General features: G+C 52.2%; 11 protein-coding genes. 5 read left to right on the forward strand and 6 right to left on the reverse strand.

Going from position 1 to position 15,693, the window contains the following annotated elements; all coding sequences use genetic code 11:
* Nucleotides 1-16 precede the first annotated feature (16 nt).
* The 4 genes from ACQY5R_RS13190 to ACQY5R_RS13205 all read right to left on the reverse strand — a co-directional run bounded on the left by ACQY5R_RS13190 (nt 17) and on the right by ACQY5R_RS13205 (nt 4,709).
* Nucleotides 17-790 carry a ferredoxin--NADP reductase gene (locus ACQY5R_RS13190; protein ID WP_428609251.1) on the reverse strand — a complete coding sequence of 258 codons (774 nt, stop codon included), beginning with the start codon at nt 788-790 and terminating at the stop codon, nt 17-19.
* Between the two features lie 170 nt (nt 791-960).
* Nucleotides 961-1,695 (reverse strand): slipin family protein, encoded by a 735-nt coding sequence (locus tag ACQY5R_RS13195; RefSeq protein WP_428609319.1) that lies wholly within the window; start codon nt 1,693-1,695, stop codon nt 961-963.
* A gap of 55 nt (nt 1,696-1,750) precedes the next feature.
* On the reverse strand, nt 1,751-3,142 hold the full coding sequence (locus ACQY5R_RS13200) for an NfeD family protein (RefSeq protein ID WP_428609254.1): 1,392 nt from the start codon (nt 3,140-3,142) through the stop codon (nt 1,751-1,753).
* Between the two features lie 181 nt (nt 3,143-3,323).
* Nucleotides 3,324-4,709 (reverse strand): sensor domain-containing diguanylate cyclase, encoded by a 1,386-nt coding sequence (locus tag ACQY5R_RS13205; RefSeq protein ID WP_428609256.1) that lies wholly within the window; start codon nt 4,707-4,709, stop codon nt 3,324-3,326.
* Between the two features lie 496 nt (nt 4,710-5,205).
* Here ACQY5R_RS13205 and ACQY5R_RS13210 point away from each other — a divergent pair, with 496 nt between their 5' ends.
* The 4 genes from ACQY5R_RS13210 (at nt 5,206) to ACQY5R_RS13225 (ending at nt 13,260) form a co-directional block, all read left to right on the forward strand.
* Complete coding sequence (locus tag ACQY5R_RS13210; protein ID WP_428609259.1) at nt 5,206-9,108, forward strand: EAL domain-containing protein; 3,903 nt, start codon at nt 5,206-5,208, stop codon at nt 9,106-9,108.
* A gap of 223 nt (nt 9,109-9,331) precedes the next feature.
* Complete coding sequence (locus tag ACQY5R_RS13215) at nt 9,332-10,942, forward strand: PAS-domain containing protein (protein WP_428609261.1); 1,611 nt, start codon at nt 9,332-9,334, stop codon at nt 10,940-10,942.
* A complete protein-coding gene (locus tag ACQY5R_RS13220; protein WP_428609264.1) occupies nt 10,935-11,399 on the forward strand; it encodes a response regulator in 465 nt (154 codons plus the stop codon). The genes ACQY5R_RS13215 and ACQY5R_RS13220 overlap by 8 nt, the downstream gene beginning before the upstream one ends.
* Nucleotides 11,377-13,260 (forward strand): diguanylate cyclase, encoded by a 1,884-nt coding sequence (locus ACQY5R_RS13225; protein ID WP_428609266.1) that lies wholly within the window; start codon nt 11,377-11,379, stop codon nt 13,258-13,260. The genes ACQY5R_RS13220 and ACQY5R_RS13225 overlap by 23 nt, the downstream gene beginning before the upstream one ends.
* 296 nt (nt 13,261-13,556) lie before the next feature.
* Here the strand turns inward: ACQY5R_RS13225 and ACQY5R_RS13230 are convergent, their stop codons facing one another.
* Complete coding sequence (locus tag ACQY5R_RS13230) at nt 13,557-13,916, reverse strand: group I truncated hemoglobin (RefSeq protein WP_428609268.1); 360 nt, start codon at nt 13,914-13,916, stop codon at nt 13,557-13,559.
* Nucleotides 13,917-14,087: 171 nt separating this feature from the next.
* Here ACQY5R_RS13230 and ACQY5R_RS13235 point away from each other — a divergent pair, with 171 nt between their 5' ends.
* Nucleotides 14,088-14,795, forward strand: a complete 708-nt coding sequence (locus ACQY5R_RS13235; protein ID WP_428609271.1) for a winged helix-turn-helix transcriptional regulator — start codon at nt 14,088-14,090, stop codon at nt 14,793-14,795.
* On the opposite strand, the gene ACQY5R_RS13240 is transcribed toward ACQY5R_RS13235, so the two are convergent.
* The gene (locus tag ACQY5R_RS13240; protein WP_428609274.1) at nt 14,792-15,682 is read right to left on the reverse strand and encodes a lysostaphin resistance A-like protein; all 891 of its coding nucleotides are present in this window, start codon (nt 15,680-15,682) and stop codon (nt 14,792-14,794) included. The genes ACQY5R_RS13235 and ACQY5R_RS13240 overlap by 4 nt on opposite strands.
* Nucleotides 15,683-15,693 lie beyond the last annotated feature (11 nt).

The following is a 15,693-nucleotide window of genomic DNA, read 5'->3' on the forward strand; positions in this document are numbered from 1 at the left end:
CCGTACACACGCCGTCTTAAGACTCTACAAACGCCCGCTCGATAACATAACTGCCCACCACACCATTGCGGGACTCCTCAAAACCGCGTCGTTTGAGCATATCGCAGGTATCCCTCAGCATGGAGGGACTGCCGCAGATCATAAAGCGATCACTTTCCGTATCAAATGCCGGCAATCCGAGGTCGGCAAATAGTTTGCCGCTCTCCATCAAATCCGTCAGGCGTCCCTGGTTGCGATACGGTTCCCGTGTCACCGTGGGATAGTAAATCAGCTTATCGGCGATCAATTCGCCAAAATATTCATTTTGCGGCAACTCCTCCTGGATCATCTTTTGATAAGCCAATTCGGAGACATAGCGCACACCGTGGGTCAGGATCACTTTCTCATAGCGTTCATATATATCGGGATCTTTGATAATGCTAAGGAACGGCGCCAGGCCGGTACCCGTTGCCAGCAAGTAGAGGTTTTTTCCCGGCAACAGGTGATCGGCAATCAACGTCCCGGTGGGTTTCTTGCTGAGCAGCAGTTCGTCGCCCACCTGTATTTTTTGCAGCCGTGAAGTCAGCGGCCCATCAGGTACCTTGATACTGAAAAATTCCAGTTCATCCTCATAGTTGGCACTGGCGATACTGTAGGCGCGCATCAACGGTCGCCCCTCCACCTCGATGCCGATCATGGTGAAGTGGCCATTATGAAATCGAAAAGCATCACTGCGGCTGGTCTTGAAACTGAAAAGTGTCTCATTCCAGTGGTGGACGCGCGTCACACGCTCGCGAATAATATTACTCATGGTTTTGAATTCCTATCCCGGTATGGGTCCATTGCCAAGAGTGACATTACCGCCAAGCACGACAGATGGGTAAATAATTTAATCGTATCAGCTTATACAGGATTGCTTACCCTAAGCATTATGCTGTTTTTAACACCTGCTAACGGGGACAAGAAATTATCCAGCTGAATCTATTCGGCATCTCCCTCGTTCCCGGTCGGCGCCGAGCCCATTACCCCCGCCCACTGATTGATCATATCCATGGGTAACGGAAAAATTATCGTATGGGTGTTTTGGCCGGCAATCTCCGTCAGCGTCTGCATATAACGCAACTGCAAGGCCTGAGGTTGCCGTGCCAGTATCTGCGCCGCGTTGAGCAACTTTTCCGACGCCTCCAACTCTCCGCTGGCATGGATCACCTTGGCGCGCCTGGAGCGTTCTGCCTCCGCCTGTTTGGCAATTGCCCGGATCATGCTTTCATCCAGGTCGACATGCTTGATCTCCACATTGGCGACCTTGATACCCCAGGCATCGGTCTGTTTGTCCAGAATCCGTTGGATGTCGGCATTCAGTTTGTCGCGCCCGGCCAGCATATCATCCAGTTCGTGCTGACCAAGCACCGAACGCAAGGTGGTTTGAGACAGTTGGCTAGTCGCCTCCAGATAGTTTTCCACGCGTATGATCGCCCGTTCCGGATCCACCACCCGAAAATAGATGACCGCGTTGACTTTGACCGAGACATTGTCCAGTGAAATGACATCCTGGGTCGGCACATCCATTACCAGGGTCCGCAAGTCGACACGAACCATCTGTTGAATGACAGGGATAACGATAATCAGGCCGGGTCCCTTCACCTTGTAGAAACGGCCAAGCAGAAAGATGACACCGCGTTCGTACTCACGCAGAACACGAAACATCGTAATCATCAACAGCACAACGAACAGGATCAGCGTTAATGTAAAGTAAGGTATTGCCACCATTTCAGCCCTCCAGTTTATCCACCTCCAAGGTCAAGCCATGCATGGCTTTTACCTTGACCCGATCCCCCACTCTCAGCGGATCCATGCAATGCACCGACCACAGTTCACCCTCGAAGCGCGCCAGCACCTGTGTCTCGTCGACCCGTTCCACCGTCATCGGTTGATTCAGCAGCGAAGCCGTATCAAATACCCGCGGCCGCCGACGCGCCCGCAGCACCATTCCCAGCACCAGGAACAGTATGGCGCCAGTCATGACCGCCAAGGCGACGATAATCGGCATGGCAATCTGATAGGCCGGTATTTCGGTATCCATCAACATGATCGACCCGACTATAAAAGCGATAAGTCCGCCGACACCGAACACACCGAAACTGGGCATCATCACCTCAGCCGCGATCAAACCCACACCCAGCAGCATCAAACCCAGCCCCGCATAGCTGACCGGCAGTATCTGAAATGCGTAAAGCGCCACCAGCAGACAGGTGGCACCGAGGATCCCCGGCAGACCGAAACCGGGATTGGAGAATTCAAAGATCAATCCGTAGAGACCCACCAACATCAAGACATAGGCGACATTGGGGTTGGTGATAACAGCCAGAAATTCACTCCGCCAATCTGGATTGAGAACAACCCGAGGGGATGCCAGCAGATCCAGACTGATCTCCCGTTCACCGATTCGTGCACGCCGCCCTTGCAGGGCCTTCAGCAAGGCTTCCGTGTCGGCGGCCATCAAGTCGATCACCCCCAGCTCCAAAGCACGGCTGGCACTGATACTGGCTCCCTCGCGCACCGCCTTTTCAGCCCAGTCGGCGTTGCGCCCCCGCAGTTCGGCGATGCCACGGATATAGGCGACGGCATCATTGGTCAGCTTTCGCTCCATGGCACTTTTTCCCTGTGAAACCGACTGACCCTCCTGTGCCTGATCGCTATCGTCGTTGGGCGTCGGCGTATCACCACCGGGCGCCTGGCTCAGCGGCGTACCGATGGAAACCGGTGTGGCCGCCCCAAGATTGGTGGCCGGTGCCATGGCCGCTACATGACAACTGTAGAGCAGGAAGGTGCCGGCACTGGCTGCCCGGGCACCTGAGGGTGCCACGTGGCAGATGACCGGTATCGGCGAAGCCAACACCGCAGCGATCATTTCACGCATCGAACTATCCAGGCCACCTGGGGTATTGATACGCAGCAACACCGCCGCGGCGCTCGACTCGGTAGCCTGCCGTAAGCCACGCACCAGATAGTCGGCCGTAGAGGGTCCCACCACACCATCCAGCTTCAGTATCCATACCGCACCAGCCGGTGCGGTCTCGTCTTCCACCGCCTGAACCGGCATAATCAGTGCCGTCAACAGGATGAAGAGCCATAGCCTAAATAAGGTATCCATACGTTTCATCGTTGCCTCACCTACTTACGATTTAAGTATAGAAGGCCCCAGCCAGACTTCCCGTCCGGCCCTAACCAAACACCCACAAACTTCGGACAACAAGAACGCCACAGCCCAGAGGAAATGCTATGGGGAGAGGTGAAACAGACTCATGTGGCTCGCTCAGGCAGCGTGACTAACTAGATACAGTTCAGGCGCTGGCGACACGACACCGATTACGACCGGCATGTTTGGCGGCATATAGCGCGTGATCGGCACGTGCAAGCAGCTCGCGGGTCTCTTCATGAAAGCGGTATGTGGTAATACCTATACTGATAGTCACGTTTAGTGAATCGTTCTCAAACTGGAGCGCCGTTTCCTCTACCTGCTCCCTCAAGCGCTCGGCAATTTCATTCGCCTGGTTTAGATTGGTATTGGGCAGCAGTATGACAAACTCTTCGCCACCATAGCGGGCGATGATATCGAACTCCCTGAGCCCCGCTGATAATACGGTGGCCGTATTGATCAATAGCTGATCACCGGCCAGATGTCCGAACTGATCATTTATCTGCTTAAAGTGATCAATATCCAGAATCAGCAGGCTCATGGCACTCTGCTCGCGGTTGGTCCTGCCCAACTCTTGATGCGCCAATTGAAAAAATTGACGCCGATTGTATATGCCGGTAAGCGGGTCATGGGTCGCCAGATCCCGGAGTATTTTCTCTTGCTGCTGACGACGGTAGATATCCATGCGAATAATCCAGGCGCTGATCAACACCATCAGCAAAAAAATACCGGTTAGAGGCATAGCCACCTGATAAGAAATCGCTGTTGCCGGAGAACGCTCATCCCAGGTCAGGGTAACCGCGGCATTTTTATTCAGGTCGGTGATGGTGTGAAAAAGGTTCGCATCACTAATCGGCCCCCTGGCAATACGCAGATTGGGGATCTTATACAGGTCTCCAATTGAGGCGATGTAATCGGGGGTAACCGATCGGGCAATTAACAGGTAGGAGCCGTCGGCAGCCGGGCTATCTTCAAATTCCGGGGTAAAGGTATCGACCGCCAACAACATCAACTGCCCGTCAACGGTTATAAAGGCGTTTTGCGGATCTGGTTGACGGGTATTCTTTCGAATAAGGGCGATGAGGGGGTCGATACCGGCCTGCCGAATTTTAGGCAGCACCCCTTTCACCTCTTTCCCATTACGATAAGCGATGGACTCCTTATCATCACCGCGCACCGCAATGGACAACGCCATGGAGAGGTTGTCCGCCATATAGCTACCGATATTCTCATCCGCCCATTTTGCATCGGGCTTTTGTATGAGGTTGAGGTGGGACACGTCCCAGAAGGCGTATTCGGTCAGCAGATCGCCCAGTCGTCTTGACTCGATGTTCAGGGCCACCTCGACCCGATCCTTCATCTCTAACTGAGCCTGATTGTCGATATTCTCAGTGGCGAACTGGAAGATGTAGAAATAGCTGCTCAAGCTAATACAGAGTACTAACAGTAATGGGACAAAGATACGTCGCCCGGAATCACTCTCTTGATAACGCACCGGAAAATTGTCGGCGCTATTTTCTGATCTGTTCACACGCTGTCTTCGGATTGTATTCGTCCAACTTTCGGTTCATGACACCGTTTATCCCAAGGCGTCGTCGACCGGCAAACCAGATGAAATCTCTCCATGTCAGCCGCGGTACCCTAATAAGGTACTCTAGTAAAGCACAGATAGCACCAAACCGTGTCATTTTTGCTTTCATATAGACATTTGTTTCCCATTTTCCTACCCGCAATCCACATGAGTACCTCACCGATTTAAACACGTCAAAAAATCACCCACTCGGGCCAACCTATTGAAAAAAATCATTTAATAAAAATAGCCATCTAATAAGTCAGATGATTAAAATTACCAAACCACCGGTTCTTTGCTAGTCTATAAAAAGTATATTTTGCAGGGTCATTGTCACCGAAGATGACCCGGATTGAGCAGGGAGCCAACACAGGCGTACTGAGTTGGACATTTACGGGAGCCAGACAGGTTCATTTCTCGTATACGAATCACCACGACAAGGAGTAGCGAATTAACAATGATGTTACGAGACCTCCATGGCCAGACCGTCAAGCTTGTCGCCACGCTCCTCTGCCTGTTAATGACATCGGCCCACCCTCTCGCGGCCAAAGCCGAAGCACGCAAAGTCCGTATCGGCATCTATGAAAATCCACCCAAGATTTTTACTGCCGGGCAGGGTGAGGCCAAGGGGATTTTTCCCCAGTTACTGGCACTGATCGGTAAGGAGGAAGGATGGAAATTTATCTATGTGACCTGTCACTGGCAAACCTGCCTGGAACAGTTAACTGATGGCCACATTGATCTATTACCGGATGTGGCTTACACCGAAGCCCGTCACCAACTCTTTGACTTCCACACAACGCCCGCACTCTACAGCTGGTCACAGATCTACCGACGCAAGGATGTCCAGATCGACTCGATATTAGACCTGGACGGCAAACGGATAGCTTTGCTGGATGGCAGTATTCAGCAAAGTAATTTTATCAACATGACAAAAAATTTCGGTCTGGACACCACCATCCTCGCCACCCACTCATTTGATGCGGCATTTCAGCAGGCCCGATCAGGTCAAGCGGATGGAGTGATCGCCAACCATTTCTACGGCGGCTATAACGCCGCCAACTTTCAACTGCTGGAAACACCTATCGTCTTTCAACCCGCGCGCCTGTTTTTTGCCACTGCAAAGGGAATGAATGCTGACCTGCTTGAAGCCATTGAAGAGCACCTGTCCGTTTGGCATAAAGATCCCGACTCCCCCTACTATGCGGTGCTAAAACAGTGGGACCAACGCGTACCGGAAACCCTGATTCCACAATCGGTAAAACTGACGTTACTGTTTATCCTGTCGCTGTTGCTGGCAACCGGGTTAATCGCTCTGGCATTGAGAGGGAAGTTAGCTACCAGGACTGGACATTTGGTCGCCATCCAGAATCGTTTACGCGCCACACTGGATGCCCTACCCGATCTGATGTTTGAGTTGGACAGGTCGGGACGTTATCTTGACTTTCACTCCCACTGCCGTGATCTGTTGGCAGCACCACCCGGGCATTTACTCGGTAAAACAGTGCGTCAAATACTGCCACCAAACGCTGCGGAAACCGTTTTACAGTCACTCCACGAAGCGGAAGTAGAGGGCGTCTCCCTGGGGCGAGAGTTTGAGCTGGATATCAACGACAATAAACATTGGTTCGAACTCTCCGTGTCCTGCCTGCCAGGAGACAAAAAAGGCGACGCCCGGTTCATTGTGTTGTCTCGTGATATTACAGCACGCAAACAAGACAAACTGAAGATAGAACGGTTAACACGATTTTATGCTGCCCTGAGCCACTGCAACCAGTCCATACTTCACTGCAACAGTGAACAGGAGCTGTTTCCTATCATCTGCCAAAATGCCGTCAGTTTTGCCGGCATGGCAATGGCCTGGATAGGCATGCTGGATGAAAAAGATGGACAGGTTAAGCCGGCGGCATCCTTCGGGAAAGGCATCGAATATCTGAAAAATATAACCATCACACTTAGAGCCGACGAGCCCTCCGGACAGGGTCCAACCGGTGTCTCGATACGCGAACAACGGCCAGTCTGGTGCCAGGACTATCTCAATGATCCACGGACCAAACCCTGGCATAACCGGGGTCGCGACCATGGTTGGGCCGCATCCGCCTCACTGCCGCTCTATAAAAATGGCCAGGCGATTGGCGCCTTCATGCTCTACTCTTGTGAGATAAACGGCTTTGACCCGGCAGTTCAAGACTTGTTGCTGGAAATGGCCCAGGACATCAGTTTCGCCCTGGAACAATTTACGCTCAAGGAGCGCTATGACCGGACACTCGTCGAGCTGCAGGAAAGTGAACAACGCTACCGCCTGGTTTTTCAGACCAGTCCGGATGCGTTGTACATCAGCCGTATGGACGACGATACCTATCTCGATGTAAACAGCGGCTTCGAGTCCATTACCGGCTGGAACAGACAGGATATCGTTGGAAAATCCTCCGCGAACATCCAGGTCTGGCACCATCCGGAAGATCACCAACACATGACCAATGCGCTCCGCACCCGTGGCATTTGTGAAAATATGGAAGCGGAGTTCGTCATGAAAAGTGGCGAGATGCGTATCGGCATGATGTCGGCAAAGCTTATTCAGCTAAAAGGGATACCCTGCATTCTCGCCATCATACATGACATCACCGAACACCGACGGACCACAGAACGCCTAAATAAACTCTCCATCGCCGTTGAGCAGAGCCCGGCGTCTATTATAATTACCGACACTGCCGCCAACATCGAGTATGTGAACGACACCTTTGAGCGGGTAAGCGGTTTCAGCCGGGAAGAAGTGATAGGCCGAAATCCACGTTTTCAACAGTCTGGGAAAACACCCAAGAAGACCTATCAAGAGATGTGGGACAAATTAACTCGCGGGGAGATGTGGCGTGGCAACCTGTATAACCTGCGTAAAGATGGTACTGAATACGTTGAATCGACACTGATCTATCCAATCCGTCAATCCGGGGATCAAGTCACACACTTCCTGGCCATCAAAGAAGACATTACAGATAAAATCGATGCCGACAAGCGCATCCATGAGTTGGCGTATTTTGATCAACTCACCGGGCTACCAAACAGAAGTCTGTTAAGTGACCGTTTTCAGTATGCCCTAAGCTTGGCGCAACGTAGTGGTGATCCACTGACGGTGATGGTTATCGATCTGGATAACTTCAAACATATCAACGACACACTGGGCCACAGTATCGGGGACAAAGTACTGATCGAAACCAGCAACCGACTTTGGGCAAATATTCGGGAGCAGGATACGGTTTCGCGCATGGGGGGAGACGAATTTATCATCCTGCTGCCCGGTACAGATGAGCATGGTGCGGCAAGAGTAGTAACCAATTTAATCGAAGAGGTTTCAAAGCCTTGCTGCATTGATCAAACCGAACTGATCATCACACCCTCTATTGGCATTGCCATCTATCCCCATGATGGCGAGGATATGGAGATACTGCTTAGGAATGCCGATGCAGCCATGCATCGGGTGAAGAAAGAAAATCGCAATGATTTTCGCTTCTTCACCCAGGAGATGCAGCAACATTCTGCCCGTAACCTGTATTTAGCAAGCGCCCTGCGACAAGCACTGAAACTGGACCAGCTTGAGCTCCATTACCAACCACAAATCAAATTGCTGCATAACCAAATAGTGGGTGTTGAGGCGCTGCTACGTTGGCAGCATCCGGATTACGGTTGGGTTTCACCCGGCGAATTCATACCGATCGCCGAAGAGAGCGGACAGATCATTAAGATCGGCGAATGGGTCTTGCGTACAGCGATTAGACAATTGAAGTGTTGGCTTGATCGCGGGCTACCACCCATGATGATGGCTGTTAACCTCTCCGCCGCCCAATTCCGTCACACCGGCCTGGAAGAGATGGTTATCACAATCCTTGACGAATTCGGCTTACCGCACGAATACCTGGAACTGGAACTCACCGAAGCGGTAGCGATGGATTATCCTGAAGTTGCCGTCACCATTATGGACCGGCTCCATGCACAAGGCATACAGATGTCTATCGATGACTTCGGCACGGGCTACTCATCCCTGAGTTATCTGAAGCGATTCAAGGTATGCAAGCTGAAGATCGATCAATCCTTTGTGCGCGATATCAATGACGACCCGGATGACAAAGCCATTGTTACCGCTATTATCAATCTGGCAAACAGCCTCGACATGAGCACCATCGCCGAAGGTGTTGAGACAGCCGATCAGCTGGCCTACCTACGCATGCAGGGTTGCAGCGAAGCCCAGGGCTATTATTTCAGCAAACCGCTGCCACCGGACCAACTTGAAGCGTTTATCAACAGTTTTGACGGCGGTTCAAACCCGTCAAAAAAAGCGGCGAAAACCGAACCACTGTCTCAATAGTGGATGCGGCTGGCATCCCATCGATAACCGACCTGCCGCTCCGTCGTCGCCTTAGATCAGGTCCGTTGGCATTTGCATGGTAACCGTCGTCACCACCCACCTTCCGATCCGTCATGAATCCATGTTGTTCAGCAGTTACCAGCCTGTGGTATATCTCAACCACGTTTCGACATCTACACTTAAATTCTATACCGATAGTCGATCGTTACATTAGGTAGTGCTGATGAAGAAAACACTGAAACAGACCTCCACCGTCGAAGGCAGATACCTGCGATGGCTTTTAAACGGGATGGAGAGTCTGGATCAGGGGTTTTGTCTATTCGATCGCCGCCTGGAGCTGGTCTACTGCAATGGCCGTTATCTGGAACTATTGGGCCTGCCCCAACAGTACGGAGAAAGCGGTACACCGCTGAGATCCATCATCCAGTACCAAGCTGAATGTGGGGAATACGGACCAGGTGACAGGAACGAACAGATTGAGATACGCATCAGGCGTGCTGAGCGCTTTGAGGCACACTGTTTCACGCATGAACGCACATCCGGGAAAGTTATCGAAGTGCGCGGCGCACCACTGTCCGGTGGAGGATTTGTCAGCACATTCACCGATGTCACCAGCAGCGTACAAGCACAAAAGGCGGCAGCCGCCAGTGAAGAGCAGTTGGCCCGCATCGTACAGGGCTGCGCCATTCCCATCTTTGTCCTCGATAGCGAACACCGAGTGAGTCACTGGAACCATGCCTGTGAATTGGCCACCGGTCTTTCCGCCAACATGATGATCGGCCGGCGCGAGTGCTGGCGTGCCTTCTACCAACAGCCACGCCCGGTATTGGCAGACCTGGTGCTGTCACAAGTGTCTGAGCCGGAGATATTTCGCTACTACGGCGAAAAGAGCTGTCGCCGATCACGAATCATCGCCGACGGTTACGAAGCGGAAGATTTTTTTCCCGAAATGGGTGACTCCGGCTACTGGATGTATTTTACCGCTGCACCGCTCCGCGGGCATGATGGTTCGGTCATTGGAGCCATCGAAACGTTACAGAACGTCACGGAACGCAATCAGGCACGGGCAGATTTGGAGCGCCATCATCGCCATCTTGAGGAGTTGGTGGCACACCGGACACACGAACTTCTTGCCGCCAATGAAGAGTTGTCCCAATACGCCTACGTCGTTTCCCATGACTTAAAGGCGCCACTCCGGGCCATCCGGAACTATGCCGACTTTCTTGCAGAAGATTTATCCGGAACCCTGGCGGCGGAACAGGAGGGTTACCTGCAAGGGTTGAAAAAGGCGCTGCGTCAGGGAGAGCAGATTGTTGACGATCTGTTGGAATACTCACGCATTACCCGAAGTGACACCAGGAATCAGTGGTTCCAACCCACCGCTGTGATAGATGAACTGCTGGCAATCCTGCCCATGGACAGTAATGTGGAGATCAACCACCAGAATGACTGGCCTACGCTGTACGGCGATCCGTTCCTGCTGACACAGATCTTACAGAATTTGATTGCCAACGGGATCAAATTTAACTGTTCAGAGAAAAAGCAGATCAATATGGGCTGGATATCCAACGGCAACGGCACGATTGAAATCTGGCTTCGCGATAATGGCATCGGTATCGCCGCACACCATCAGCAACAGATATTCCGTGTATTCCAACGGCTGCACACCAGTTCAGAGTATGCCGGTACCGGTATCGGTCTAGCTATCGTTAAGAAAGCTGCGCTACATATGGGTTGGGACATTCGTATTGAATCAGCACCCGGTCAGGGGAGTACCTTTTATCTAAAGGTTGCCGCCGACGGCCATCGATTTGAGGTTGGAAAAGTTGACTGAGCAATCCTTTGTAGTACTCATGGCTGAAGATGACGAACACGACATTGTAGCCACTCGAAGAGCTTGGAAAAAGGGAGAGATCCCCTATGCGTTACACATCGTCCACGACGGGGAAGAGTGCCTGGATTACCTGTTCAGGCAGGGGCGCTATACCCATCCGACCCACGCACCGCGCCCCGGCCTTCTGCTGCTCGATATCAACATGCCGCGCATGAGCGGCCTCGAAGTATTGAGATATCTGCGCGAGTCAGAACATTACAAGCATCTGCCTGTGGTCATGCTGACCACGTCCAAAACAGAAGAGGATCGTATACGGAGTTACGAAATCGGCGCGAATGCCTTCATCTGTAAACCGGTAGGCTTTGAACAGCTTTCTGCCGTACTGCGCACCACCAGTGACTTCTGGAATCTCGCTACCCACCCGGGAGACAAATATGATTCGAACCAAGACATCTGAACCATTAACTATCCTACTGGTGGAGGATAATCCACACGACCAACTCGCATTTACCCGAGCGCTAAAACAGGACAACAGCCAACACCGGATAACCGAATGTGTCCGGGCTGAATCGGCGCTTGAACTGATCTGCAAGCAGAAACAGTACTTCGACATCGCCGTCATCGACCACAAACTGCCGGGTATCTCCGGTCTGGAGATGTGTCAACAATTACTCAATCAGGGTTGCTCCCTACCTATGGTAATCCTCACCGGCAGGGGATCCGAACGCCTGGCTGTCGAGGCGTTAAAATTGGGCGTCGATGACTACATCGTCAAGGAGGGGGGTGAAGCCTATCTGGAGCTGTTACCCATCGTACTTCATGACGCCGTTAACGCCTATCGTGAGCGACAGGCCTATAAAAGCGCGGAAGAAGCGCTTAAAGAAAGCGAACGGCTACTGGGCCAGATTGTTGAACAGAGCTCGATTCCCACCTTCGTCATCGACAAGCAGCATACCGTCACCCACTGGAACCGCGCTTGCAGCCAACTAACCGGCGTAACCAGTGTCCAGGCGTTAGGATCCAATGAACAGTGGCGGGCCTTCTATCCCGAACAGCGACCGGTCATGGCGGACTTGATAGTAGAAGGCGGACTCGCCACTAACCTAGCGGAATACTACCGGGGAAAATTTGAACACTCTGACCTGCTTGATGATGCTTATGAGGCCACCGACTTTTTTACCACTCTGGGCGAAAATGGCCGCTGGCTGTTTTTTACCGCCGCCCCCTTACGTGACGAGCAGGGTAATGTTCTCGGTGCGATAGAGACCTTACAAGACATCACTGCCCGCCGACAGGCGGAAGAAGAGTTGGAATCCAGCAAACAGCTTTTACAGCAGATCGTGGCACGTATCTCGGTGGCCACATTTGTGATTGACCAAAACCACCGGGTCACCCACTGGAATGATGCCTGCGCTGCCTTAACGGGACACCCCTCATCCGAGATGCTGGGTACGACAGAACAGTGGCGGGCATTTTACACCAATGAGCGGCCGGTGATGGCCGATTTGGTTCTGGAGCAAGCGCTGGATGAAGGGGTTGCGGTCTACTACGAGGGCAAATATAAACGCTCAAATCTGTTGGAGGACGCCTACGAGGCCGAAGATTTTTTTCCTGAAATGGGTGAAAGTGGCCGCTGGCTCTACTTTACCGCGGCCCCTCTGCGCAAGGCTGACGGTACCATCACCGGCGCCATTGAAACACTCCAGGATATTACCGAGAGAAAGATGGCTGAAGCCGCCTTGCGTAAAAGTGAACAACAATTCCGTCAACTCAGCATTACCGACGGATTAACCGCTCTCTATAACTCGCGCCATTTCTACCAGCAACTCGCCACCGAAACGGAGAGGAGTCGTCGCCACCACACCCCACTCTCTCTGCTACTGATGGATGTCGACCACTTCAAGCGTTTCAATGATCAATATGGCCACTTGGCGGGTGATGAAGTACTGATCGGTCTGGCCGACTCCATCCGCTACTGTCTGCGCAATATCGATTCCGCCTACCGTTATGGCGGTGAAGAGTTTGTGGTCTTGATGCCAAACACCGACCTAAATGAGGCGTCTGCCGCAGCAGAACGCTTGCGTATTCATTTCAATCAACAACAGTTCACCCCCGACACCGATAGCCGGATCAACTCCAGCATCAGTATAGGTGTGGCCCAGTATCATCATGCGGATAGCGACCAGGCATTCATCCGACGCGCCGATACAGCACTCTACACCGCCAAGGAATCCGGAAGAAACAGGGTCGAGGTTGCCCTAGACAATCCAATCCAACCTTCCGAAATCGAAGAGCAAAGAGATGAACGGCCAATGTAGACTGATCGCATTTAGTAACCCATCTTTTCACTTAGGGAAGCCCTGATTAAAGCCATCCCTGGCTTTATCAGCGCTCGAAAACAAAAAATACGATTTTTCGTTTTCTTCATTTTCAATGGCTTACAGCCACCGAAAATGGCGACACATCCCTGTACTGCCGGAACCTCTGAATTAATCAGAGGTTCCTTAGGCTGAAAACAGCGATTGCATTGCCGTTTTATGTCGTTTTATACAGCCTAAGCAAACATCAACCAAGATGCCGTTTCAGGTGCCGCACACCTGAAACGGCTTAGTGCTTACACATGCACAATATGCGGGCGCATGCTATAGAGTACGAATAGCACCTCCTCCTGCTCACGCTGGGCAATATTATTTTTCGCCAGTGCCAACAACGCATCGTCAAGCACGCCCATGAACTCTGTAGCGGAAATATTCATACCCTTGTGTGCGGATAGCATGTCCTTTCCTTCATACACTTCAGGCCCGCCCGTACCGGTGATAAAGAATGTCGCCGCGGCATGCTTGAGCTTATCAAGATCAGAGTCTTGAAAGCGTTGGGAGATAGCCGAGTTGACCATATGATTATCGACCACATCATTGGCGATAGCGGTTATCCCCTCGCTCCCACCCAGTCTTTCGTAGAGTGATTGGCTCATCGTCTGTTTACCTCCGGTTGCGGCAGTGATCCTTGCCAGAAAAATAGATAACTCATAGTCACACCCGCAACATAGCACCGGGCCGGGCAACGCAGAAGTACAGAATCTGTAGTAAATGCTAGGCTTAGGTAGCGATTTATAAAAAGTCTAAACTAACAATGGAGTTAAAAGATGAAGGCATATGGTCAGTTTTGCCCGTTGGCACAGGCTACCCAGCTGCTGTGTGAACGCTGGACCCTGCTGGTTATCCGGGAGTTGATCGCCGGTAGCACACGCTTTAGCACACTGCAAAAGGGGGTGCCGCTGATGTCTCCGTCACTGTTGTCCAAACGCCTCAAGCAACTCGCCGAAGCCGGTATTATTGATTGCCAGAAAGAGGGAGGCACCATCCGCTATACCTTAACCAACGCCGGACGAGAGCTGCGACCGATCGTCGAACTGATGGGCGCGTGGGGTCATCGATGGGCTCAGTCAGAATTAAATGAAGATGATCTGGATGCCGGGTTATTGATGTGGGATATGCGAAGAAGCGTCGATCCGGCGGTATTTCCCGCTCACCGCGTGGTTGTTCAATTTGAGTATCCCGATGCACCAAAGGGGGCGCGTGACTGGTGGCTGATAGCGGAAAACGGCGAGGTTGATCTATGCCTGAATGATCCCGGCTATGAGGTAGACATCCTAATCCGCAGCCCGTTGCAGGTGATGACCGCGGTCTGGACCTGTAAACAGGAGTTTGATAAGGCGGTCAGCCAGGGAAAAATGCAAGTAATGGGAGACAGGAAACTAACCAGAAATCTGCAGCGCTGGATACGTTCCAGCCTTTTGTCCAGATTAGGGACCGTGACTGAGATTCCCGCTGTAAACTGGCCGGCCGTCTAACCGCCGGCCTTGGCCAGCCTGGGGCGACGCCAGTAGCGGTAGACGATGAGGGTGTGAATCAACAAACCAGCAGCGGAGAGGTAGCCGATCATGCCGTCATAACTTCCTACCATGAAGCTAAAATCGCTGTCAGGATTGAGGTCAGTAAATTTACGCACGACCTTGATCACAAACACAAAGCCGGCATGAAGACCGATGCAGTAGGCGATATTCCCGGTTCGCTCCCGTACGACCGCAAAGAAGGCCCCCAGACCAAACAGCGCGAGAAAAGAGTCAAAGGTCCCCCATTCGACAAGTTCCGAAAAGGCACCCGACAATATCTGCAAACCGCTATACCAGGTATCCGCCGTATCACCGGTCAACGGCATAGGACTGATAAAATGCAACCCGGCATAGAACAGACTGGAAAGCAGCATAGCGGAAACAAAACCGTGCTGCCTGCGAATCGCGCCGAACAGTCCGCCACGAAAGAACGTCTCTTCGATAAACCCGATCAGCAGACCACCGATCAGCGCCACCAGCACCGTACGCAGCAGTATCGGCTGCCACCCTTCGGCGGGCCAGTTCAGCGTACGCACCCCAAACAGGATCAGGGCGGCACTCAACAGCAACAGGATCGCCAGACCGCTAAACCAACCTTTCAGCAATTCGCGCAGAAATTCCATTTTCGGCAGACCATATCCCAGCCCAACTTTATTATCGATGGCGAAGTGCCGGATAATCAGGATAAACCCGGGAATGGCGATCAGTTTTGCCGTTGTGGTGATTAACTTGTGCGGTCCCTTGCTCAAGCTGTCCTGGAGCAAGCCATAGAGCGGGTAGTTAACCAAGCCACTGAGAAACAGCGATACCAGCATCAGCAGAATAAAGTAAAAAAACGCGCGCATCGATTGCGGAT

Origin of the sequence: Sedimenticola sp. (genome assembly GCF_050289425.1) — a bacterium.
Taxonomy (GTDB): Bacteria; Pseudomonadota; Gammaproteobacteria; order Chromatiales; family Chromatiaceae; genus Sedimenticola.

Excerpts from the sequence above, each read along its gene's own strand:
- ACQY5R_RS13190 (WP_428609251.1), bottom strand. The coding sequence starts at position 790 with ATGAGTAATATTATTCGCGAGCGTGTGACGCGCGTCCACCACTGGAAT.
- ACQY5R_RS13195 (WP_428609319.1), bottom strand. The coding sequence starts at position 1,695 with ATGATTACGATGTTTCGTGTTCTGCGTGAGTACGAACGCGGTGTCATC.
- ACQY5R_RS13200 (WP_428609254.1), bottom strand. The coding sequence starts at position 3,142 with ATGAAACGTATGGATACCTTATTTAGGCTATGGCTCTTCATCCTGTTG.
- ACQY5R_RS13210 (WP_428609259.1), top strand. The coding sequence starts at position 5,206 with ATGATGTTACGAGACCTCCATGGCCAGACCGTCAAGCTTGTCGCCACG.
- ACQY5R_RS13215 (WP_428609261.1), top strand. The coding sequence starts at position 9,332 with ATGAAGAAAACACTGAAACAGACCTCCACCGTCGAAGGCAGATACCTG.
- ACQY5R_RS13225 (WP_428609266.1), top strand. The coding sequence starts at position 11,377 with ATGATTCGAACCAAGACATCTGAACCATTAACTATCCTACTGGTGGAG.
- ACQY5R_RS13230 (WP_428609268.1), bottom strand. The coding sequence starts at position 13,916 with ATGAGCCAATCACTCTACGAAAGACTGGGTGGGAGCGAGGGGATAACC.
- ACQY5R_RS13235 (WP_428609271.1), top strand. The coding sequence starts at position 14,088 with ATGAAGGCATATGGTCAGTTTTGCCCGTTGGCACAGGCTACCCAGCTG.
- ACQY5R_RS13240 (WP_428609274.1), bottom strand. The coding sequence starts at position 15,682 with ATGCGCGCGTTTTTTTACTTTATTCTGCTGATGCTGGTATCGCTGTTT.